A 21,191-nucleotide genomic window follows, 5' to 3' on the forward strand; every position below is an offset into this window, starting at 1 on the left:
CTTCTATAGAGTCATATCTAGTTTATTACATTTTATAAAAGATATTCAAGTATTTGAAAATGTATCCGTGCAATTCCTTGCATGAAACATAGGAATCAAGTTAACCGAATATAATGCAATAAAATCCTTTGTTAAAGGGGAAAAGGGTATGATGCAGCCATTAACGACGGAAAGAATGCTTCATGTTATTAATGTGGGGCTCGTTAAAACGAATAACCCAAAGCAAATTATTATTGTTGGTGCAGGGATTTCAGGGTTAGTTGCAGCATCGTTATTGAAAGAAGCAGGGCATAACATAACAATTTTAGAAGCGAATAACCGAATAGGCGGAAGAATATATACGATTCGAGAACCGTTTAGTAGAGGATTATATTTTAATGCAGGGCCGATGCGAATTCCTGAAACACACGAGTTAACTTTAGCATACATTCGCAAATTTAAATTACCGTTAAATCTTTTTATAAATAAAACCGCATCAGATATTATTTATACGAATAATATTAAAACGAGATTGAGCTTGTTTGAAAAAAATCCAAGTATACTTGGATACCCCATTTTAGAGAATGAAAAAGGAAAAACGGCAGAAGAGTTAATGTTAGTAGTATTAGAACCCATACTAAATTTTATAAAAAAAGACCCGAATAAAAACTGGCTTATCGTTGAAAAAAAGTATAAAACGTATTCGCTTGGTTCATTTTTAATGGAGTATTATTCAGATGGGGCAATTGATATGATTGGGGTACTTCTTGATATGGAAGCTTATATGGGGATGTCCTTAATTGAAGTATTACGTGAAATGATTTTCTTTACTTCAACAACGAAATATTATGAAATAACTGGTGGAATGGATAAGTTATCGAATGCATTCTTACCACAATTAAGGGAACATATTTTAATGCCATATAAGGTCGATAAAATCATACAAGAAGATAATAAAGTAATGTTACAAGGAAATCATGAGCAAACGTTAGAGCAATTTACAATAACAAGTGATATGGCTATTATTACAATTCCATTTTCAGCGTTACGATTTGTTGAAGTTCAGCCATACCATTTATTCTCTTATTTTAAAAGACGAGCAATTCGTGAGTTAAATTATATTGCTGCAACTAAAATTGCGATAGAGTTTAAAAGTAGATTTTGGGAAAGAGCGGGACAGTGTGGTGGGAAATCTATTACAGATTTGCCGATTCGATTTACATACTATCCAAGTTATGGGCTTCATACGCCAGGCCCAGCTGTAATTTTGGCTAGTTATACGTGGGCGGATGAGGCGTTAACATGGGATAGTCTTCCGCAAAGAGAGCGTATTCGTTACGCATTAAAAAATTTAGCAGAAATATATGGTGACATCGTCTATAGTGAGTTTGTTACAGGTACATCATTTAGCTGGAGTCAAAATCCGTATTCTTGCGGAGCATTTACAGCTTTTGAGCCGGGTCAAGAGCTAGAGTTATTTCCGTATATTGCGCCGCCAGCTGGAAAAGTGCATTTTGCAGGTGAGCATACGACATTAACACACGGATGGATGCAAGGAGCAATTGAATCTGGAATTAGAGTTGCGTATGAAGTAAATGAACAGTGAATCTAGTAGTTGTATTTACAAATGATTGTTCTTTTAATAAAATGATAAATATAAATCGTAATTATTACGCTTTGAATACGTTTGAAATAAAGAAATGGATGGTCGGTCGAATGAATAAAGTAGAAATTCATATATTAGGTGGTTTTTTAGGTAGTGGAAAATCAACATTATTACAAAATCTATTGTTAGCGGAGAAAAAGAAGAATAGAAAAGTTGCAGTGTTAATGAATGAGATTGGTGAGTACTCAGTAGATACAGATATTATTGGAAAAGAGAATGTTTTAAGAGAGCTACTTAAAGGATGTATTTGTTGTACATTAAAAGAAGAGCTTGAAATACAGTTGCATTCGTTATATCAGCAAGAAAGACCAGATGTAATTTATATAGAAACAACAGGTGTAGCGCATCCAATTGAAGTGTTAGATGCATGTGTATCACCAATATTAGCACCTTTCCTAGAAGTGAAATCAATTGTAGTCGTTTTAGATGCAGTAAGATGGTTAAATCGAAGTATATTAAGTGCAAACGTTCAGCAATTGTTGCATGAACAAATGAAGTTTGGTAGCCACATTTTAATTAATAAATCAGATTTACTAACAGAAGCAGATAAAAACAAAGTACTTGAAGATGTGAAAGCAATAAATAATCATGCGAAATTGTTTGAAACAAAGTATTGTAATATATCTTTAAAAGATATAGAAGAAGCTGAATTTATCAATGATGGGGAACATGAGACCTTGCATGTAAAACAGCATCTACATATACAAACGATGACGTATCAATTTACGAAATCAATTGATCAAGACAAATTATATGAATGGCTTTCGAATTTACCAGATAGTATTTATCGTGTGAAAGGTTTTGTGAAATTCCATGGAGATAAATACCCACACTTATTCCAATATTCATTCGGGGTACCAATTTTATTGGAACAAGATTTCGGTTTCCCGACTAACTTGGTAGTTATAGGGGAAGGGATAGATAAGAAGCAATTGGTTGAAGGATTAGCAAAGGTAGAAAATAATTAAGTACATTTTAGGTAGGCTGCAAATAATTGACTTCATAACTTAAGTCAATTATTTGCAGTTTTTTTCGTGATGAATACTGTAATGAAACAGTAATTTCATTTGAAAAGCAGAATATATATTGATTGTATGTCCGTTTCCATTTAATAGGAAGGTGATTATAGATTTATGCCGAATGTAGAGGTTACTACAAGAGTTTTCCAATACAAATTTTGAAGTTGAAAAGTCATGATTACGGACAGGGGAATTTGGCGTGTTTGATTCTATCAGAAAGTAAAGTATGGGGAGGATCACAATGTCGACAAAAAAACGTAAATGGCTAAAAACGGTGGTTACTGGTTGTGTTTTAGGATCGCTATTGGTAACAGCAGCTTGTTCAGGTAAGAAGACAAGTACTGAGGATGAAAAAACGATTAAGGTAGGGGTTCTTGCTTCATTAACAGGTCCACTAGAATCGTATGGAAAACAAACAGTGAACGGGTTTGAATTAGGGTTAGATTATGCAACTGGTGGGACGGGAAAAGTGGAAGGGAAAAAGATTAAGTTTGTTGTAGAGGATACGGAAACGAAAGCAGATGTAGCAGTAAAAAAAGCTACGAAGTTATTAGAAGAAGAGAAAGTTGATTTCTTAGTCGGATCGTCCAGTTCAAGTGATACATTAGCAGTATTACCACTAGCTGAAGAATATGAAAAAATTATGGTTGTTGAACCGGCAGTTGCAGATAGTATTACCGGGAAGAACTGGAATAAATATGTTTTTAGAACAGGAAGAAGCTCTTCGCAAGATGCAATTGCTGGAGCTGCTTCAATTGCTAAAAAAGATGTAAAGATTGCGACGTTCGCACCAGATAATGCTTTCGGTCGCGAAGGAATTGCAGCATTTAAAGCGGGAGCGAAGAAACTAGGTGCGAATATTGTAAATGAGCAATACGCAGATACGAACTCAACGGATTTCACAGCTAATATTCAAAATATCATTAGCTCAAAACCAGATTATTTATTTATCGTTTGGGCAGGTGCAAATTCGCCGTGGAAACAGCTGAAAGATATGAATGTGGAAGCACAAGGTATTAAAATCTCTACTGGCGCGCCAGATATAGCGGCGTTAAAAACGATGGATGCATTAGTAGGAATGCAAGGTTTTTCTGTATATTATCACAAACTTCCTAAAAATAAAGTGAACGATTGGTTAGTTGAAGAACATAAAAAACGTTTTAATGGAGCAGTGCCCGATTTGTTTACAGCAGGAGGAATGTCAGCGGCAATTTCTATTGTGGAAGCTTTAAAGAAAACAAAAGGTGATACAGATGTAGATACATTGATTAAGAAAATGGAAGGAATGGAATTTGATACACCGAAAGGAAAGATGAAATTTAGAGAGAAGGACCATCAAGCGATGCAGACACTTTATTCTATCACATTGAAAAAGCAGGATGGTGTGGAGTATCCAGTACCTGTTTTAGAGAGAGAATTGACAATGAAAGAGACAGAACCACCAGTTCAGAATAAATAGACTGAATTTTCTGTTGTTTTTGTATAAAGAGGGGATACTCTCTTTATACGTATTTCTTTCATACTCAAATCTTTAAAGGGAGGGATTTTGTGACGCATTTGCTAGAAACGAAAAATCTTAGCGTATCTTTCGGTGAACATCATGTTATTAAAGATGTAAATTTAAAAGTACAAAAGGGAAAGCTCATTTCTATTATTGGACCGAATGGTGCGGGAAAGACAACATTATTTAATTTACTAAGTGGCCAGATTTCTCCATCAAAAGGTGCAGTGTATTTTAAGGGCCAAGATATTACAAACTTATCGATTTCAGATCGAACGCGCTTAGGAATCGGTCGTTCTTTTCAGCTTACAAACATATTCCCAGAGTTAACGGTACTTGAAAATGTTCGTTTAAGCGTTCAATCATTTGTTCAAGATTACTATAGTTTCTTTCCTAATTCCTCACGTTTGAAACAGCAAATCGGAGAGGCTCGACGGTATATAAAGACAGTACTACTTCATGAGAAAGAGAATATATTAGCGAAAGATTTAGCACATGGGGAAAAAAGAAAACTTGAGCTTGCGATGTTATTAGCTTTAAAAACGGATGTGTTACTACTTGATGAACCGACAGCAGGTATATCAGTTGAGGAGGTACCTGCTATTTTACAAGTGATTGAAAATATTAAGAAACATCCAGAGAGCACAATTGTACTTATCGAACACAAAATGGATATGGTAATCGATTTATCAGATCATCTTATTGTTTTATTTCATGGAGAGTTATTGGCGGAAGGTTTGCCGGAAGAAATTATGCAAGATGAGCGCGTACAAAGTGCTTATTTAGGGGGATTATATAGTGGCACTATTACAAGTGAATAACATAGAGACGTATTTAGATCAGTTTCATATTTTACAAGGGGTAAATCTCACTGTTGAGAAAGGGACGATTACTGTACTGTTTGGAAGAAACGGGGCAGGGAAGACTACGACATTACGCTCGGTTATGGGATTTCACCGGATTGCAGGTGGTGAAATTTATTATGATAGTGCACAAGTAAATGGATTATCTACACATTTAATTTCAAGAAAAGGTATAGGTTATGTACCAGAAAATCAAGGTATTTTTTATGATTTAACAGTAGAAGAAACATTTGCTCTTGCTAGGGGAAAGGGAGAAGAAGCGGAAGAGAAAATAGATTGGATGCTCAAACTATTTCCGGATTTAAAGGAGTTTTGGAATAAAAAAAGTGGGCTTTTGAGCGGAGGACAAAAGCAAATGTTGGCCATTTCAAGAGCGTTTATTAATAGTGATGGATTATTATTAATTGATGAACCGAGCAAAGGGCTGGCCCCAATTATGGTAGAGAAATTAATGGTAGCTATTTTGAAGATGAAAGAGAAAACCACAGTTTTACTTGTCGAACAAAACTTTATGATGGCTAGTCAAATTGGGGATTATTTTTACATTATGGATAATGGGAAAATTGTGCATAACGGTTTCATGAATGAATTACGCGAGGATAAGGAAACATGTCAAAAATATTTAGGAATTTCTTAACATTGATACGGGGGGATAGAACGTGGATGTGTTAATTAACTTATTTGTAAATGGCGTTTCGACAGGGATGCTTATATTTTTATTAGCATCGGGTCTATCACTTATTTTCGGATTAATGAGTGTATTGAACTTTGCACATGGTGGTTTATTTGCATGGGGAGCTTTTACAGGCGTTTGGCTATTTAATATGACAGGTAGTTATTTTTTAGCATTAGTTGGAGCGGTAGCTATGGGAATGTTACTTGGTTTTATTTTAGAAAGATTTCTTATTAGGCCTGTGTATGGAAATCATGTTCGGCAACTACTCGTTACGCTCGGAGGAATGCTCGTTCTAAGTGAATGTATCAAAATATTTTGGGGACCCAATCCAATTAGTGCAAAATTACCTTTATGGCTACAAGGAAGTTTTACATTCGGAGGCGTTATATTAATTAAATATCGTCTGTTCGTTATTGTAATCGGGATACTCATTTACATTGCATTACTATTATTACTCAAAAAAACAAAGATAGGTCTTATGATCCGCGCTGGTGTAATGGATAAAGAGATGGTGCAAGCGCTCGGCATTAATGTAAAAGCGATATTTTCTTTCGTTTTTTTATTAGGAGCGGGAATGGCAGCGTTAGGTGGATTCCTACTTGCACCATATTCAGGCGTGATTTTCGCAGAAATGGGTATGCAATATGCAATTTTAGCTTTTATTGTAGTAATAATTGGGGGATTAGGAAGCGTACAAGGTTCAGCCATCGCTTCTTTAATTGTCGGATTAGCTGGTGCGTTTACAGCCTATTTCATGCCAGATTTATCACTTGCAATTAATATGTTAATGTTACTATTTTTCTTAATAGTGAAGCCAACTGGACTTGTTGGTGAAAAGGGGTGAAATGGTGAACGGCACATCGAACCGAATTAAAGTATACTTTGGAGTATGTATGCTCATTTGTTTAAGTGTATTTCCGTTCGTAAATGATTCACGGAGCCTGTTAATTTTATTCACTCAAATCTTCATCTTTGCTATTTTTGCAATGAGTTTCGATGTATTGCTTGGGTATACAGGAATTGTATCGTTCGGTCATTGTATGTTCTTTGGAATAGGAGCATATGGGGTAGCACTTTTATTTGATCGGCAAGGAGTATCAATAACGAACTTTTTAATAGGAATTGTAGCTGCAATTATTGTTTCGGCAATTGTTAGCTATATAATTGGTTTACTTTCTTTACGATTGAAAAGTCATTTTTATGCAATGTTAACACTTGCTATTTCACAGTTATTTTTCGTACTTGCTGAAAAATGGCGTGGGCTTACCCACGGAGGAGATGGTTTTACATTTGGTGTGCCAGATGTATTCCGTGATCGTTTTACATTTTATTATGTAACATTCATATGTCTAATTACTATTTTCATTGTGTTGCGTCTTTTCACAAAATCATCTATTGGAAAAGTATTGAAGGCGATCTCACAAAATGAACAACGTGTTGAAGCGCTTGGGTATAAAGTTCTTCATTATAAAATAATCGCGAGTGTAGTGGCGGGAGTAGTAGCTACAATTAGCGGTGGGTTATTTGTTATCACATTGCGTTTTGTAAATACGACGGTATTTTCAATTGAAATGACATTAAATGCATTGTTGATGACAATGATTGGAGGAGTTGGAACATTAATAGGGGCCATTGCTGGAGCTGGCATAATTGAATCGCTGAAATATTATTTATCAGAACTAGCGACAGAGTATCCGATTTTTGAAAGATGGACGATTATGTTAGGTTTATTGTATATTATCGTGTTGCTAGTTTTTCCGAAAGGGTTAGTTGGAACGGTTAAGAAGTTGAAGGGCTTTAAAAGGAGTAAGAAGGAGAAAAGCGCAGGAGTGGAGCAAAACGTGTGAAAAATCAATTGTATATAATATGAAAATCCCTCTTTTCGATTAGTGAAGGAGGGATTTTTATTGGTGTAAGTAATTTATTAGTTTGTAAACAAAGTCATTATATTAATCAAATAGTTCATCAGGGATATGTTTTATAAAGTTTCCATTCGTAAAAAAATGAACAGCTAATTTCTCTATGGGAACATCATCAATGGTTACTAATATATCATTTTGAACTGGTAAAAAGGCTATTCCTTTTCCATCATTAATGAATTCTTCAATAAGCGGATAAGAATCCAATTGTTGAAGTTGATGCTGGGATAGACCGTTTTCTTTAAGAAATTGTATTGTCTTATTTCGAAAAGGACACTTCTTATCGTTACTTACGAAAAAAAGTTCCTTTGAATAGTCAATGGTATACTTTTCTTTCGTTTTTAATAAGCCTACTGAAATTGATGTAGTAAACACTTTTTTAAACGCTACGTCAGAATAATCCTCATACGTTATGACCATATCAACTTTTTGTTGCTGTAGTAGTTTTTTTAAATGGCTACTACTTTCTATGTATATTTGATAATTCCTGAAATTTTCTTTAATACGCTTACTTAAATAACTTGTCAAAATAGATTGTGATGTCGCTATTACAAAAGCAGTACCGCTCTCTTTAATTTCATTTTTTGCTTCTTCTAATAGAGTTAATATTTTATTCGTGTAGTCTAATAAAATGTCACCAGAAGGTAACAGAGAAACGCCTTTGTTATCTCTATGTAGTAAAGGGGTTTCTAACTCTTGTTCTAATTTTTTAATACGCTCCGTTACGTTCGGTTGAACATACCCTAATTCTTTAGCAGCTTTACTAATAGAACCCTCACTGGCTACAGTTTTGAATATGATAAGATCATTAATTTCCATTTATCTCAGCCCCTTGTTTGGTATCATTATAAATGATATCAAACATAATTTATACCTATTTTACGTTAGCCGGTCGTCGATTTACCATTATATATATAAGATCGAAAGAGAGTGATAATCATGATTGGAATGCAATATAAGATCATTTTACCAAAGGATTATGACATGGGGATTATTAAGAAAAGGGTAAAGGATAATGGGTATAAAACAGATGGTTTTCAAGAATTGAATTTTAAGGCGTATTTAATTACTGAGGCAGGTAAAGATGGGAATTTCTATAACTGTTATGCCCCTTTATATATTTGGAATGGTCATGAAGGGATGAACAAATTTATATTTGAAGGGTATTACGATAATATTTTACAATCGTTTGGGTGGCAACAAATAAATATAGGTGTCCCTTTAGTGATTAATTTAAGTAATGAGTTTAAAAAAAGTAGGTATGCTGTTGAATATGTAGGGGGTATTTCTCAAAAGGAATCATTGATTGGGACTCAATTTAACAGTTCGAATCAGAATGTCCAGAATACAGAAAATTGCTTGGGAAATGTGATAGTATATAATCCGGATAAATGGGGGTATAGTCAGTTTCATTTTTATGAAGAGAAGCCTGAAATTGAAGAAATGAAGGGTATTACAATATATGAGATAGTATATATATCGCAGTAATTATGGATTTGAAGTGAAGGTTAATGCCCCTGAAATATGATTGTTCTGTTTTATAAAATATTGAAAGATAAATTATAAATCTCTTGAATTTTGATCAATCTTTGTTCGAAATTCAAGGGATTCTTTTTATGATGAAATGAATCTACGCAGTAACTCTTTAAACAAAATTTATTTTTAAGTCAACATTTTAATAAAACCAAATTTATCAGTTCAAATAGCGACTTAGAATAGGGCCTTATGTAAGTATGTGGGAGCGAGCTTAGAAGTAGAGGTATTTGTAGATTTAAATTAAACTTCATGTGTGTACCAAAAAGCGAAATTTATTTATAATAATATTAATACAAAGATGATTAAGAAGGGACAATCAAAGTGAAACCAACAATTTATGATGTTGCTGAAAAAGCAGGTGTATCAATTGCGACTGTATCCAAGGTAATTAATCAAACAGGGCGTATTAGTGAAAAAACAATAAACAAAGTAAATAAGGTAATGGATGAATTAGATTATCAGCCAAGTAGTGTAGCGGCAGCGTTAACAGGTAAAAAAACATATACGATTGGGGTACTTGTTCCAGATATCTCAAACTCCTTTTTTGCAGAAGTAGCAAGAGCTTTTGAAAATAGTGCGCGAGAATCAGGGTATACACTCATTTTATGCAGTACAGACCATCAAACAACACGTGAGCATGAATATATTGATTTACTATTTAAAAAGCAAGTAGATGGTATTATTATTGCAACGGAACTCAATGATTATAAACTAGTTAAAAAAATAGTAAATCGAGATTTGCCACTTGTTTTATTTACTGTAGATCATCCTTCCATCACAACTCATGTAGTGACAACTGATGATATGAGGGGAGGCTATCTAGCTGGACATTATTTAACACAGAAAGGTCATAAATCTTTAACGATTATGATGGAGAAAGATAGAAAGAGTAGCATAGGGAGACTAAGTGGTTTTAAACAGGCTCTTATGGATTCTGGGGTTTCCTTAAATGATGATGCTATAATTAGCTGTTATTCTACAGTTGAAGATAGCAAACGTGCGAGTAAAGAATTACTTAAGTTACCTAATAGACCTACAGCAGTATTTGCTTGTACAGATCTAATTGCTATATGCCTAATGAATGAAGCAAGAAAACAAGGGCTTTCTATTCCAGAAGATTTATCAATTATCGGCTTTGATAATACTATTTATGCTGAGATTGCAGATCCTGGGTTAACAACGATTGAACAGCCGATTAAACAAATGGCATCTTGTACGTTTGAACAACTGCTAAAAACGATGGAAGTGACGGCCCATGCTAAGCAAAAAATCACAATTATCCCACAATTAGTAGAGCGCTCCTCGGTAAAGGATATTACATGATAGCTGTTTTTAGTATTCTATTTGAAAGTAACAAAAAGGGCATCGTAACTATGTGCAGTTATGATGCCCTTCTTTCTAGTAAGAACTTATACGGAGTATTGCTCTCCACCTTCAGTATTTAAATCTTGTCTAATTTTATTTTCTTTCGGAATAGTAAGGAAATGAGTTAAAAATGCACCAAAGAAGTATAAACCAGCAAAGATCCACATAACGCCGCCTACACCTAATGGGCCGATGAATGCAGTTACAACTAATGGACCAACAAAGGCAGATAATCCTGAACCTAAATTTAAAACAGACATTGCGGCCCCTTTATTTTCAGGAGCTAAAGATGGTACTAAAGCTGTAAGAGGTACATAGCCAGCAAGCGTTGCTCCATAGCAACATGCAACAAATAATATTACCCAATAGTTATGTCCTACGAGTTGTGGTACATAATAAAGTGCGAGTGTTACAATTCCGCATCCTACTCCCCCGAACCATTTAATCGTATTGACCCAACCGAACTTGTCTCCAACAATACCAAAAATTATATTAAACACCATATTTACAAAGAATAGAGTACCCCAAATTTGAAGCCATTCAGTCATTGTAAAATTAAATTTCATCATATAAGTAGGTAGGAAAACGACAAATCCAAATTGAGCGGCTGAGTTTATAATTTTAACAATACCACCTATACCAACTTTAGGATTTTCAAATGCGATGGTAATGCCTTTTAGTAATTCGCTTGACTTATTAGCGCTTACGGGTTGTTTTTTAAATTTGTCTTTATTTACAACAATTGAGAATAGTCCCCCGACAACAACAAAAATTAAGGCGCTCCATAAAGTAGCAACTTCCCCGATTTTAGGAACCATATAACTAGAATAAAAGGCTCCTATAACACTTAAACCAAGCTGGAATACGAACCAGAACCATCCGACTGCCCTTGAAAGCATTTGTTGAGGAGTGCTGTAAGATACCCAAACTAAGAAAGAATAAGCAAATAGCGGATAACCAAATCCTCTGAGAGCGTAGCAAAGTAATATAACGGGATAATTCATACTTTCAATGCCTATACCTATGAAACCAATTGAACCTAAAATGAATGATACTAATCCAAATGTCATTACTTTTCTTGGTCCCCACATTTGTACAAATACCCCTGAAAACCAAGAAGAAGCAGATACAGTAATTCCATAAATGGTAAATAAAAAAGCAGTGTGCTCTAACGTTAAACCATTTTCAACGAGATAAGGGGATAACCATCCCTGCTCTAAACCGTCCCCGATCATAAAAACAATAATTCCTATGTATCCCCAAGTTAAATTAGAAGGGATACCAATCTTGTCCATAAATGTTCTGTTTGAACTAATTGCGTTCATTCTCCCACCACCGATTATTTTTTTGGTTAAGCGCTTAATTCTTTTTGATAAAAAAAGTATACGCTTACATAAGGGGAGCGTCAATAAAATTTTTTGACAATTTACAACTTTCTTTCATAAAGGTGCAACCTATAGGCTTATTAGGTACTAAAATAATCGTAAGTATGAACAGAAATTAATAACTTCAAGATGGAAGTTTACTATATAAAGGGCTTAATTCTCTTTGTTATATCGGTGTTTTTTAATGGATTACTTGTAATTATTTAGATTCTCCTTTTCTTATTATAAATTTTCAAACGAATTGTAGTAGTGTTGTACAGGAAATTTGTAATTTGGATAAAAAATAATTATAAAAAATAAAATTGTTTGAATTTTAGGGTTTAGTATGTATAATGAAGAAAAGTAGGGAAAGCGCTTAACTAAAATGATGCGCTAAACCTTATAGACTTTCATTTCGTTTCTTAAATTTAAATGAAGAGGGAGAAATCATATGAATGTTTTAACGATTGGGATTATTGGTGCTGGACGAATTGGAAAATTACACGTTGATAATTTACAGCTTATGCCACAAGTGAAAATTAAAGCGGTTTCAGATGTGATAATTAATCATTTAGAAAAATGGGCTCAAGACAAAGGGATTTCTACTTTGACAACTAGCTATCAGGATTTATTAGCAGATCCAGAAATTGATGCTGTATTTATTTGTTCACCAACAAATACACATGCGCAAATTATTAAAGAAGCGGCTCTTGCAAAGAAACATATTTTTTGCGAAAAGCCTGTTAGTTTTTCGGTAGAAGAAACATTAGAAGCATTAGAAGTGGTGAAAGAACAAGGAGTATCTCTTCAAGTAGGTTTTAATCGCCGTTTCGATCCTAACTTCAGAAAAGTGTATGATCTTATTCAACAAGGAGAAGTGGGACACCCACATATTTTAAAAATTACGTCTAGAGATCCACAACCGCCAAGTATAGAATATGTTCGTTCTTCAGGTGGATTGTTTATGGATATGATGATTCATGATTTTGATATGGCCAGATACGTGATGAATAGTGAAGTTGTTGAAGTATTTGCATATGGAACAACATTAATTGATCCGTCCATTCAAGAAGTAAACGATGTTGATACGGCAATTGTCACATTGAAATTTGCGAATGGAGCTTTAGGGGTAATTGATAATAGTCGCCAAGCTGTTTATGGATATGACCAGCGTCTTGAAGTGTTTGGTGAAAAAGGAGCAGTCGCTGCGGATAATTGCTGCCCAACAACAGTCCAAGTGTCAAAAACAGAAGGTGTTGTAAAAGATAAGCCGCTTTATTTCTTCTTAGAGCGTTATACGCAGGCTTACATTGAAGAAGTAACACAATTTACAAAGTCAATTATAGAAGGACAAGCTGTTATTTGCAGTGGTAATGATGGGTTACAGGCAGAACGAATTGCGAAAGCTGCGAAGGAATCTTTATTAACAGGAAAACCTGTTCAAATTGAACATAAACAGCCCGCATTAAACCAGTAAAGAAAGCGCTTAATTAGGGGTGGTTAAAGAGTTGTACATAGTATGGTCATCAAAAACTCTTAACCATTCCTTTACATAAAGAACGGGAGGTAGTAATAATGAATCCACTTATATTTAAAGAAGATTGTCCATTAGATCTTATCGCAGTTGGACGTTTATGCGTTGATTTAAATGCCAATGAAACACAACGTCCTATGGAAGAAACAAGAACGTTTACTAAGTATGTGGGGGGATCTCCTGCTAATATTGCGATAGGTACGGCACGTCTTGGCTTACAAACGGGATTTATCGGTAAAGTGTCCGATGACCAAATGGGCCGCTTTATTACAGGGTACCTTAAGGACAATCATATTAATACAGATCAGATCTGTATTGATCGTACTGGGGCAGTGACTGGTCTAGCGTTTACAGAAATTAAAAGTCCTGAAGATTGCAGTATTTTAATGTATCGTGACAATGTTGCAGATTTAAATCTTGATCCAACAGAAGTATCTGAGGACTATATTAAGCAATCAAAAGTACTCTTAATTTCAGGGACAGCTTTAGCAAAAAGCCCTTCTCGCGAGGCGGTATTTTTAGCACTAGAATATGCGCGTAAGCATGATGTAGTCGTATTTTTTGATGTTGATTACCGCCCTTATACATGGCAGTCCGAAGCTGAAACGGCTGTGTATTACAATCTTGCGGCTGAAAAGTCTGATGTCATTATTGGAACGCGTGAAGAATTCAATATGATGGAAAAACTATTAAACTACGAACAATCTAATGATCAAGTTACAGCTGAAAGATGGTTTTCTCATCATGCGAAAATTGTTGTAATTAAACACGGCGGGGATGGTTCAATCGCTTATACGAGAGACGGTCAATCTCACCGAGGCGGTATCTTTAAAACAAAGGTATTAAAGACGTTCGGAGCTGGTGATTCATACGCTTCTGCATTTATTTACGGTTTAATGCAAGGGCTTGAGATTCCTCAAGCGATGCGATTAGGAGGGGCTTCGGCTTCAATTGTTATTTCAAAACATAGCTGTTCTGATGCAATGCCAACAAGGGCAGAGATTTCTACATTCATGGAAACGGCTGAGGAAATTGTATAGAAACTTCATAAAACAATAATCTAGTAAGGGCGTATCCTAAGGACGCTTCTACATTAAATAAAAGGGAGAGAATTAATATGACAGTACAAACAGCACAAATTGTAAAAAACTACATTGGTGGCGAATGGGTAGAATCTTCTTCAACTAAGATGGAAGCTGTATATAATCCTGCAACAGGAGAAGTGATCGCTCAAGTACCACTTTCAACGAAAGAAGATGTTGAACAAGCTGTACTAGCAGCAAATAAAGCGTTCCAACTTTGGTCTAAAACAGCTGTGCCAAAACGTGCTCGTATTCTATTTAAATATCAACAATTACTAGTAGATAACTGGGAAGAGTTAGCGAAACTTATTACGATTGAAAATGGGAAAAGCTATAACGAAGCTTACGGTGAAGTTCTTCGTGGTATTGAGTGTGTGGAATTTGCAGCGGGTGCTCCTACATTAATGATGGGAAAACAGCTTCCTGATATTGCGACAGGTATTGAGTCTGGTATGTATCGTTATCCAATTGGTGTTATAGGCGGGATTACACCTTTTAACTTCCCGATGATGGTTCCATGCTGGATGTTCCCACTTGCAATTGCTTGTGGTAATACATTTGTATTAAAACCTTCAGAGCGTACACCAATTCTAGCGGCAAAATTAGCTGAATTAGCTGAAGAAGCAGGCTTACCAAAAGGCGTATTAAATATTGTAAATGGTGCACATGATGTAGTAAACGGTCTTCTTGAACATAAATTAGTGAAGGCAATTTCATTTGTAGGTTCTCAGCCAGTCGCAGAATATGTATATAAAAAAGGAACAGAAAACTTAAAACGTGTTCAAGCACTAGCTGGTGCGAAAAACCATTCTATTGTATTAAATGATGCGAACCTTGAACTAGCAACAAAGCAAATTATTAGCGCTGCATTCGGTTCAGCTGGTGAGCGTTGTATGGCTGCTTCTGTTGTAACAGTACAAGAAGAAATTGCAGATCAATTAGTTGAAAGGCTAGTAGAAGAAGCAAATAAAATTGTAATTGGAAATGGACTGGATGAAGATGTGTTTTTAGGACCAGTGATTCGTGATAACCATAAAGAGCGCACAATTGGTTACATCGATTCAGGTGTGAAACAGGGCGCTACGTTAGTTCGTGATGGACGCGAGGATGCAGCTGTAAAAGGGGCTGGTTACTTCGTAGGGCCAACAATTTTTGACCATGTTACAAAAGAAATGAAAATCTGGCAAGATGAGATTTTTGCTCCTGTTTTATCAATTGTTCGTGTGAAATCATTGGATGAAGCGATTGAAATTGCGAATGAGTCTCGCTTTGCGAATGGGGCTTGCATTTATACAGATAGCGGGGCAAGTGTACGTCAATTCCGTGAAACAATTGAATCAGGTATGTTAGGTGTTAATGTTGGGGTTCCAGCGCCAATGGCATTCTTCCCGTTCTCTGGCTGGAAAGATTCTTTTTATGGTGACCTTCATGCGAATGGTACTGACGGCGTTGAGTTTTATACAAGGAAGAAAATGCTTACATCTCGTTGGGAAAAATAATGATTAAGAGAGAAGTAAAATTGCTCTAGTTGTTTGTAAGCGAAAGTAACGGAAGTATTAAAACATAAGAAGGAAGTATTAGGAGTCTAGCAAATTCCTAATACTCCTTTTTCATATGCAAAATGACTGATAGAGATGGAAAGGAGCAAATGATATGCAAACTGTTAGAATGACCACGGCGCAAGCCTTGGTGAGATTTTTGAACGAGCAGTATGTAGAGTTTGATGGAGAGCAACAAAAGTTTATTAAGGGGATCTTTACAATTTTTGGTCATGGAAATGTAGTAGGCCTAGGTCAAGCTTTAGAAGAAGACGCAGGCGAATTAGAAGTATATCAAGGGAGAAACGAGCAAGGAATGGCAAATGCTGCGGTTGCTTTTGCAAAACAAAAACATAGAAAACAAATTATGGCATGTACTTCTTCTGTTGGTCCTGGATCAGCAAATATGATTACCTCTGCTGCAACGGCTTCTGCAAACAATATTCCCGTTTTACTACTTCCAGGTGATGTATTTGCAACGAGACAACCTGACCCTGTTCTTCAACAAATTGAACAAACGCATGACTTATCTATTTCTACGAATGATGCTTTTCGTGCAGTAAGTAAGTACTGGGACCGGGTAAATCGTCCTGAACAATTGATGACAGCCATGATTCATGCCATGCGTGTTTTAACGAATCCGGCAGATACAGGAGCTGTAACAATTTGTTTACCACAAGATGTCCAAGGAGAAGCTTGGGATTTTCCAAGTTATTTCTTCCAAAAACGTGTTCACCGTATTGAACGACGCCTACCTACAAAAGCCAGCCTAGCTGATGCGGTTGAAATGATTAAGAGAAAGAAAAAGCCAGTTATGATTTGCGGTGGTGGTGTAAGGTACGCAGAAGCGGCAGAAGAACTAAAACAGTTTGCCGAAACATTCCACATTCCATTTGGAGAAACACAAGCTGGAAAAAGTGCGATTGAAAGCAGTCATCCGTATAATCTTGGCGGCGTTGGGGTAACTGGAAATTTAGCAGCTAATACAATTGCAAAGGAAGCGGATCTTGTTATTGGGATCGGGACGAGATTTACTGATTTTACAACGGCATCTAAACAATTATTTCAAAATGAGGAAGTTGAGTTTTTAAACATTAACATTTCAGAATTTCATGCGAATAAGCTTGATGCATTGAAGGTTATAGCGGATGCGAAAGAAGCGCTTCTTGCTCTAATAGAGGAACTGCACGCAATTGATTATCGATCTAGCTATACAGCAGAAATCGCTGATGCAAAAGAGGCTTGGGAAACAGAATTAGTACGCCTACATAATATTCGCTTTACAGACCAAGATTTCACACCAGAAGTTGAAGGACATTTCGATGAGAATATAAATGAGTATGTAGACGCACTTGGTACACAATTAACACAGACTGCAGTCATTGGACAAATTAATACATTACTTCATGAAGATGCAATTATCGTAGGGGCGGCTGGAAGTCTTCCGGGTGATTTACAAAGAATGTGGGCATCGAGACAACCAAATACGTATCATATGGAGTATGGATACTCTTGCATGGGCTATGAGGTTGCGGGCGCACTTGGTGCAAAGCTAGCTGAACCATCGAAGGAAGTATATGCAATGGTAGGGGATGGTAGTTACCAAATGCTTCATTCTGAGCTCGTCACAAGCCTTCAAGAAAATAAAAAAATTAATATTTTATTGTTTGATAACTCCGGATTTGGCTGCATTAATAACTTGCAAATGGGCAATGGAATGGGAAGCTTTGGAACAGAGTTTCGCTACCGAGACCAGGAAACTCGTAAATTAAACGGGGCTATTATGAAAATTGATTTTGCAGCTAGTGCGGCGGGATATGGTGTGAAAACATATCGTGTTACATCGATAGAACAATTACAGGAAGTGCTTGAAGATGCGAAAAAACAAACGGTTTCTACATTGATTGATATTAAAGTATTACCAAAAACAATGACAGATGGATATGAGTCATGGTGGCATGTAGGGGTTGCAGAAATATCTAATAGTCAAAGTGTACAAGCTGCGTACGAGAGTAAAGTAAGTAACTTGCGAAAGGCAAGATCTTATTAGAGTAGAGCACAAAGAGAGCTTTTTATCCACATGTATATTGTTTAGGAAGCTCTCTTTTTAACGAACAGATAAGAGGATTTAGCAGAATTTTATTATATTTTACAAAGAGGAGAGATATGGGGATGTTCAAAGAAAACACGATTAAGCTTGGAATTGCACCAATTGCTTGGACAAATGATGATATGCCAGAACTAGGGGCAGAAAATACGTTTGAACAATGTATTAGTGAGATGGCACTAGCTGGATTTAATGGAAGTGAAGTAGGTAATAAATATCCGAGAAATACAATTGTATTGAAAAAATCTTTGGGATTAAGAAACCTGGAGATTGCTAGCGCATGGTTTAGTATGTTTTTGACAACGAAGCCGCTTGAAGAGACTATACAAGCATTTATTAAGCATAGAGATTTCTTGCATGATATGGGTGCAAAAGTCATCGTTGTTTCAGAGCAAGGACATAGTATTCAAGGCTTAATGGATGTACCGCTATTTAAAAATAAGCCTGTTTTTACAGAAGAAGAGTGGGATAAGCTTGCGGAGGGGTTACATCATCTCGGTAAATTGGCTCAGGAAAAGGGGCTACATATTGTATACCACCATCATATGGGTACGGGTGTTCAAACAACGGCAGAAATTGAAAAGTTAATGGATATGACGGATCCAGAGCTTGTATCCTTGCTTTTTGATACAGGTCATCTTGTTTTTTCAGGAGAAGAACCGCTTTATATTTTGAAAAAATATTTACCCCGTATTAAACACGTACATTTAAAAGATATTCGCCAAGAAGTAGTAGATGCTGTAAAGAAAAACGAATTAAGCTTCTTACAGGCTGTGAAGAATGGTGCATTTACAGTTCCTGGGGATGGTGTAATTGTATTTGATGAAGTGTTTACTATCCTTGCAAACTCTCATTATAAAGGGTGGTTTGTAGTAGAAGCAGAGCAAGACCCGGCTTTAGCAAATCCATTTGAATACGCATTAAAAGCCCGGAAATTTATACAAGAAAAAGCAGGTCTTTAGTTTCCGTATTGTGAGATTGCAAGTTTCAATGTCGTATAAAGAATATGTAGTGGTAGGTAAAGGAGGTGTCATATGAAACCAACAATTTATAGTGTTGCAGAGGAAGCAGGTGTATCTATATCAACTGTTTCAAAGGTAATCAATCGGACTGGAAATATTAGTGAGAGTACGAGGAGAAAAGTATTTCAGGTTATGGATCAACTAAATTATCACCCAAGTGTCGTGGCATCTGCTTTAACAGGAAAACAAACAAAAATGATTGGTCTTCTCATCCCTGACATCTCCAATCCATTTTTTGCTGAAGTAGCAAGAAGTATTGAGGACCGAAGCTATGAACTAGGGTTTCATGTGATGATATGTAATACGGATAATGATGCACAGAAAGAAAAGAAGTATTTATCCTTGTTAACTCGTCAAAGGATTGATGGTCTTATTGTCGCTTCAGCTTTTAGAAATGCTAGTTTACTAGAGAATATGGTAAAGCAGGATGTTCCGGTTAGTTTAATCGCTTCAGAAATCTACAATCTATCCGTCAACACTGTAACTGTAGATGATTATAAAGGCGCTTATTTAGCTACTTCCTATTTACTATCCTTACAGCATAGGAAGGTTGCAATTATTACAGAGGATGCGAAAAGTAATCAGCTTCGCTTACGTGCTTTTAAAGATGTTATGCAAGAAGAGGGAATCATTGTACCCCGAAATTATGTAGTAAAAACCGAAGCGACAATTCAAAGTGGATATGAGAGTGCTAAGCAACTCTTGAGACTACAAGAAAGGCCGACTGCGATTTTTGCCTGTAATGATTTGTTGGCCATTGGGGTCATGAAGGTTGCCAAAGAAGAAGGGCTGAATATCCCTGAAGATTTATCAATTATTGGTTTTGATAATACTGTACTTTCTACTACGACAACCCCTATGTTAACGACCATTGCACAACCGATGAAGCAAATGGGTACAAGGGTAGTAGAGATGCTCGTTGAAGAGATGAAACACCCGAAACTTTGTAAGGAACGTTTGCTTCTTACCCCGGAGTTAATTATTCGGCAATCAACTTGTCCTCTTACATAAGGAGTAAAAAGACGAGACATTTGTGTTTCCATTTAATAAATAATATTGAAAAAGGTGAATGTGTAATGCCATTAGTTCAAATGAAAGATATTTTAATCAAGGCAAATCAAGAGAATTATGGGGTAGGGGCTTTCAGTGTCGCTAATATGGAAATGGTAATGGGAGCTATTAAAGCAGCAGAAGAATTGCGTGCTCCGCTTATTCTACAAATTGCGGAAGTTCGTTTGAATCATTCGCCAATTCATCTGATTGGTCCTTTGATGATTGCTGCGGCGAAAAAAGCGGCTGTTCCAGTAGCAGTTCACTTTGATCACGGTATGACGTTTGAGAAGATCAAAGAGACGTTAGAAATTGGTTTTAGTTCAGTTATGTTTGATGGCTCTCACTATCCGTTAGAAGAGAATATTCAAAAGACAAAAGAAATTGTAGAACTTGCGAAACAGTACGGAGCGACAGTAGAGGCTGAGATTGGCATAGTAGGTGGTAGCGAGGATGGATCAGAAGATATTGAAATGTTGCTTACAAGCACTAAAGAAGCAAAACGATTTGCGGAAGAAACAGACGTAGATGCGCTAGCTGTTGCGATTGGAAATGCGCACGGTATGTACAATGGAGATCCTGATTTACGATTAGACCGCTTACAGGAAATTAATGAGGTAGTTCGTATTCCACTAGTATTACATGGCGGTTCTGGCATTAGTCCAGAGAATTTCAAGCAATGCATTCAGCATGGCGTTCGTAAAATTAATGTAGCAACCGCAACATTTCAGAATGTAATCACTGTGGTTAACACCGCAGTTCGGAATACTCCTTATTCAGATTATTTTACGTACCATCAGGATGTTATTGAGGCCGCATACGAAAACGTTAAAAATCATATGCGAATATTCGGAAGTGAAAACAGAGTATAACGAGAAAAGATTTCTTCATTAATAGTTAGAAGAAACTCGAAATGTAGTTAGCTGAAAAAGGCAGAGAATGATAGAAAATATCCAATTAACAAGGGGGA

General features: G+C 36.1%; 18 protein-coding genes. 16 read left to right on the top strand and 2 right to left on the bottom strand.

Features of this window, described 5'->3' with window-relative positions; all coding sequences use genetic code 11:
- The first annotated feature begins 148 nt into the window (after positions 1 to 148).
- The 7 genes from BAQ48_RS19670 to BAQ48_RS19700 all read left to right on the top strand — a co-directional run bounded on the left by BAQ48_RS19670 (position 149) and on the right by BAQ48_RS19700 (position 7,551).
- Positions 149 to 1,585: a flavin monoamine oxidase family protein gene (locus BAQ48_RS19670; protein WP_071712484.1), complete on the top strand. Its 1,437-nt coding sequence runs from the start codon at positions 149 to 151 to the stop codon at positions 1,583 to 1,585.
- Between the two features lie 110 nt (positions 1,586 to 1,695).
- Positions 1,696 to 2,613 carry a CobW family GTP-binding protein gene (locus BAQ48_RS19675; protein ID WP_071712485.1) on the top strand — a complete coding sequence of 306 codons (918 nt, stop codon included), beginning with the start codon at positions 1,696 to 1,698 and terminating at the stop codon, positions 2,611 to 2,613.
- Positions 2,614 to 2,905: 292 nt separating this feature from the next.
- Positions 2,906 to 4,123, top strand: coding sequence for a substrate-binding domain-containing protein (locus BAQ48_RS19680; RefSeq protein ID WP_071712486.1), 1,218 nt, complete (start codon positions 2,906 to 2,908; stop codon positions 4,121 to 4,123).
- Between the two features lie 89 nt (positions 4,124 to 4,212).
- The gene (locus BAQ48_RS19685) at positions 4,213 to 4,986 is read left to right on the top strand and encodes an ABC transporter ATP-binding protein (RefSeq protein WP_071712487.1); all 774 of its coding nucleotides are present in this window, start codon (positions 4,213 to 4,215) and stop codon (positions 4,984 to 4,986) included.
- Positions 4,964 to 5,665 carry an ABC transporter ATP-binding protein gene (locus tag BAQ48_RS19690; RefSeq protein WP_071712488.1) on the top strand — a complete coding sequence of 234 codons (702 nt, stop codon included), beginning with the start codon at positions 4,964 to 4,966 and terminating at the stop codon, positions 5,663 to 5,665. The genes BAQ48_RS19685 and BAQ48_RS19690 overlap by 23 nt, the downstream gene beginning before the upstream one ends.
- A 22-nt stretch (positions 5,666 to 5,687) precedes the next feature.
- Complete coding sequence (locus BAQ48_RS19695; protein ID WP_000382808.1) at positions 5,688 to 6,548, top strand: branched-chain amino acid ABC transporter permease; 861 nt, start codon at positions 5,688 to 5,690, stop codon at positions 6,546 to 6,548.
- A 49-nt stretch (positions 6,549 to 6,597) separates the two neighbouring features.
- Positions 6,598 to 7,551 (top strand): branched-chain amino acid ABC transporter permease, encoded by a 954-nt coding sequence (locus BAQ48_RS19700; RefSeq protein WP_002018207.1) that lies wholly within the window; start codon positions 6,598 to 6,600, stop codon positions 7,549 to 7,551.
- A gap of 102 nt (positions 7,552 to 7,653) precedes the next feature.
- On the opposite strand, the gene BAQ48_RS19705 is transcribed toward BAQ48_RS19700, so the two are convergent.
- Entirely contained in the window at positions 7,654 to 8,442 is a 789-nt protein-coding gene (locus BAQ48_RS19705) for a LysR family transcriptional regulator (protein WP_071712489.1), read from the bottom strand.
- A 120-nt stretch (positions 8,443 to 8,562) separates the two neighbouring features.
- Between BAQ48_RS19705 and BAQ48_RS19710 the strand changes: the two genes are divergently transcribed.
- Positions 8,563 to 9,111 carry a DUF4865 family protein gene (locus tag BAQ48_RS19710; protein ID WP_071712490.1) on the top strand — a complete coding sequence of 183 codons (549 nt, stop codon included), beginning with the start codon at positions 8,563 to 8,565 and terminating at the stop codon, positions 9,109 to 9,111.
- A 369-nt stretch (positions 9,112 to 9,480) separates the two neighbouring features.
- On the top strand, positions 9,481 to 10,482 hold the full coding sequence (locus BAQ48_RS19715; protein WP_071712491.1) for a LacI family DNA-binding transcriptional regulator: 1,002 nt from the start codon (positions 9,481 to 9,483) through the stop codon (positions 10,480 to 10,482).
- 86 nt (positions 10,483 to 10,568) lie between these two features.
- Here BAQ48_RS19715 and BAQ48_RS19720 read toward each other — a convergent pair whose 3' ends face one another.
- Positions 10,569 to 11,849, bottom strand: a complete 1,281-nt coding sequence (locus tag BAQ48_RS19720) for an MFS transporter (RefSeq protein ID WP_071712492.1) — start codon at positions 11,847 to 11,849, stop codon at positions 10,569 to 10,571.
- A 490-nt stretch (positions 11,850 to 12,339) separates the two neighbouring features.
- On the opposite strand from BAQ48_RS19720, the gene iolG reads away from it, so the two are divergent.
- From iolG to BAQ48_RS19755, 7 genes are all read left to right on the top strand, one after another.
- Positions 12,340 to 13,365, top strand: a complete 1,026-nt coding sequence (iolG, locus tag BAQ48_RS19725) for an inositol 2-dehydrogenase (protein ID WP_071712493.1) — start codon at positions 12,340 to 12,342, stop codon at positions 13,363 to 13,365.
- Between the two features lie 98 nt (positions 13,366 to 13,463).
- Complete coding sequence (iolC, locus tag BAQ48_RS19730; RefSeq protein WP_071712494.1) at positions 13,464 to 14,462, top strand: 5-dehydro-2-deoxygluconokinase; 999 nt, start codon at positions 13,464 to 13,466, stop codon at positions 14,460 to 14,462.
- Between the two features lie 77 nt (positions 14,463 to 14,539).
- Positions 14,540 to 16,003, top strand: a complete 1,464-nt coding sequence (locus tag BAQ48_RS19735; protein WP_071712495.1) for a CoA-acylating methylmalonate-semialdehyde dehydrogenase — start codon at positions 14,540 to 14,542, stop codon at positions 16,001 to 16,003.
- A 154-nt stretch (positions 16,004 to 16,157) separates the two neighbouring features.
- Positions 16,158 to 18,092 (top strand): 3D-(3,5/4)-trihydroxycyclohexane-1,2-dione acylhydrolase (decyclizing), encoded by a 1,935-nt coding sequence (gene iolD, locus BAQ48_RS19740; protein WP_071712496.1) that lies wholly within the window; start codon positions 16,158 to 16,160, stop codon positions 18,090 to 18,092.
- A gap of 122 nt (positions 18,093 to 18,214) precedes the next feature.
- Positions 18,215 to 19,111 (top strand): myo-inosose-2 dehydratase, encoded by an 897-nt coding sequence (gene iolE / locus BAQ48_RS19745; protein ID WP_071712618.1) that lies wholly within the window; start codon positions 18,215 to 18,217, stop codon positions 19,109 to 19,111.
- A gap of 72 nt (positions 19,112 to 19,183) precedes the next feature.
- Positions 19,184 to 20,182 carry a LacI family DNA-binding transcriptional regulator gene (locus tag BAQ48_RS19750; RefSeq protein WP_071712497.1) on the top strand — a complete coding sequence of 333 codons (999 nt, stop codon included), beginning with the start codon at positions 19,184 to 19,186 and terminating at the stop codon, positions 20,180 to 20,182.
- Between the two features lie 65 nt (positions 20,183 to 20,247).
- Positions 20,248 to 21,093 carry a class II fructose-bisphosphate aldolase gene (locus BAQ48_RS19755; RefSeq protein ID WP_071712498.1) on the top strand — a complete coding sequence of 282 codons (846 nt, stop codon included), beginning with the start codon at positions 20,248 to 20,250 and terminating at the stop codon, positions 21,091 to 21,093.
- Positions 21,094 to 21,191 lie beyond the last annotated feature (98 nt).

The organism is Bacillus luti (assembly GCF_001884105.1).
Taxonomy (GTDB): domain Bacteria; phylum Bacillota; class Bacilli; order Bacillales; family Bacillaceae_G; genus Bacillus_A; species Bacillus_A luti.

Bases quoted from the DNA above. Each gene is read 5' to 3' on its own strand.
- BAQ48_RS19670 (WP_071712484.1), top strand. From the start codon at position 149: ATGATGCAGCCATTAACGACGGAAAGAATGCTTCATGTTATTAATGTG.
- BAQ48_RS19675 (WP_071712485.1), top strand. From the start codon at position 1,696: ATGAATAAAGTAGAAATTCATATATTAGGTGGTTTTTTAGGTAGTGGA.
- BAQ48_RS19680 (WP_071712486.1), top strand. From the start codon at position 2,906: ATGTCGACAAAAAAACGTAAATGGCTAAAAACGGTGGTTACTGGTTGT.
- BAQ48_RS19700 (WP_002018207.1), top strand. From the start codon at position 6,598: ATGCTCATTTGTTTAAGTGTATTTCCGTTCGTAAATGATTCACGGAGC.
- BAQ48_RS19705 (WP_071712489.1), bottom strand. From the start codon at position 8,442: ATGGAAATTAATGATCTTATCATATTCAAAACTGTAGCCAGTGAGGGT.
- BAQ48_RS19710 (WP_071712490.1), top strand. From the start codon at position 8,563: ATGATTGGAATGCAATATAAGATCATTTTACCAAAGGATTATGACATG.
- BAQ48_RS19720 (WP_071712492.1), bottom strand. From the start codon at position 11,849: ATGAACGCAATTAGTTCAAACAGAACATTTATGGACAAGATTGGTATC.
- iolG (WP_071712493.1), top strand. From the start codon at position 12,340: ATGAATGTTTTAACGATTGGGATTATTGGTGCTGGACGAATTGGAAAA.
- iolC (WP_071712494.1), top strand. From the start codon at position 13,464: ATGAATCCACTTATATTTAAAGAAGATTGTCCATTAGATCTTATCGCA.
- BAQ48_RS19735 (WP_071712495.1), top strand. From the start codon at position 14,540: ATGACAGTACAAACAGCACAAATTGTAAAAAACTACATTGGTGGCGAA.
- iolD (WP_071712496.1), top strand. From the start codon at position 16,158: ATGCAAACTGTTAGAATGACCACGGCGCAAGCCTTGGTGAGATTTTTG.
- iolE (WP_071712618.1), top strand. From the start codon at position 18,215: ATGTTCAAAGAAAACACGATTAAGCTTGGAATTGCACCAATTGCTTGG.
- BAQ48_RS19750 (WP_071712497.1), top strand. From the start codon at position 19,184: ATGAAACCAACAATTTATAGTGTTGCAGAGGAAGCAGGTGTATCTATA.
- BAQ48_RS19755 (WP_071712498.1), top strand. From the start codon at position 20,248: ATGCCATTAGTTCAAATGAAAGATATTTTAATCAAGGCAAATCAAGAG.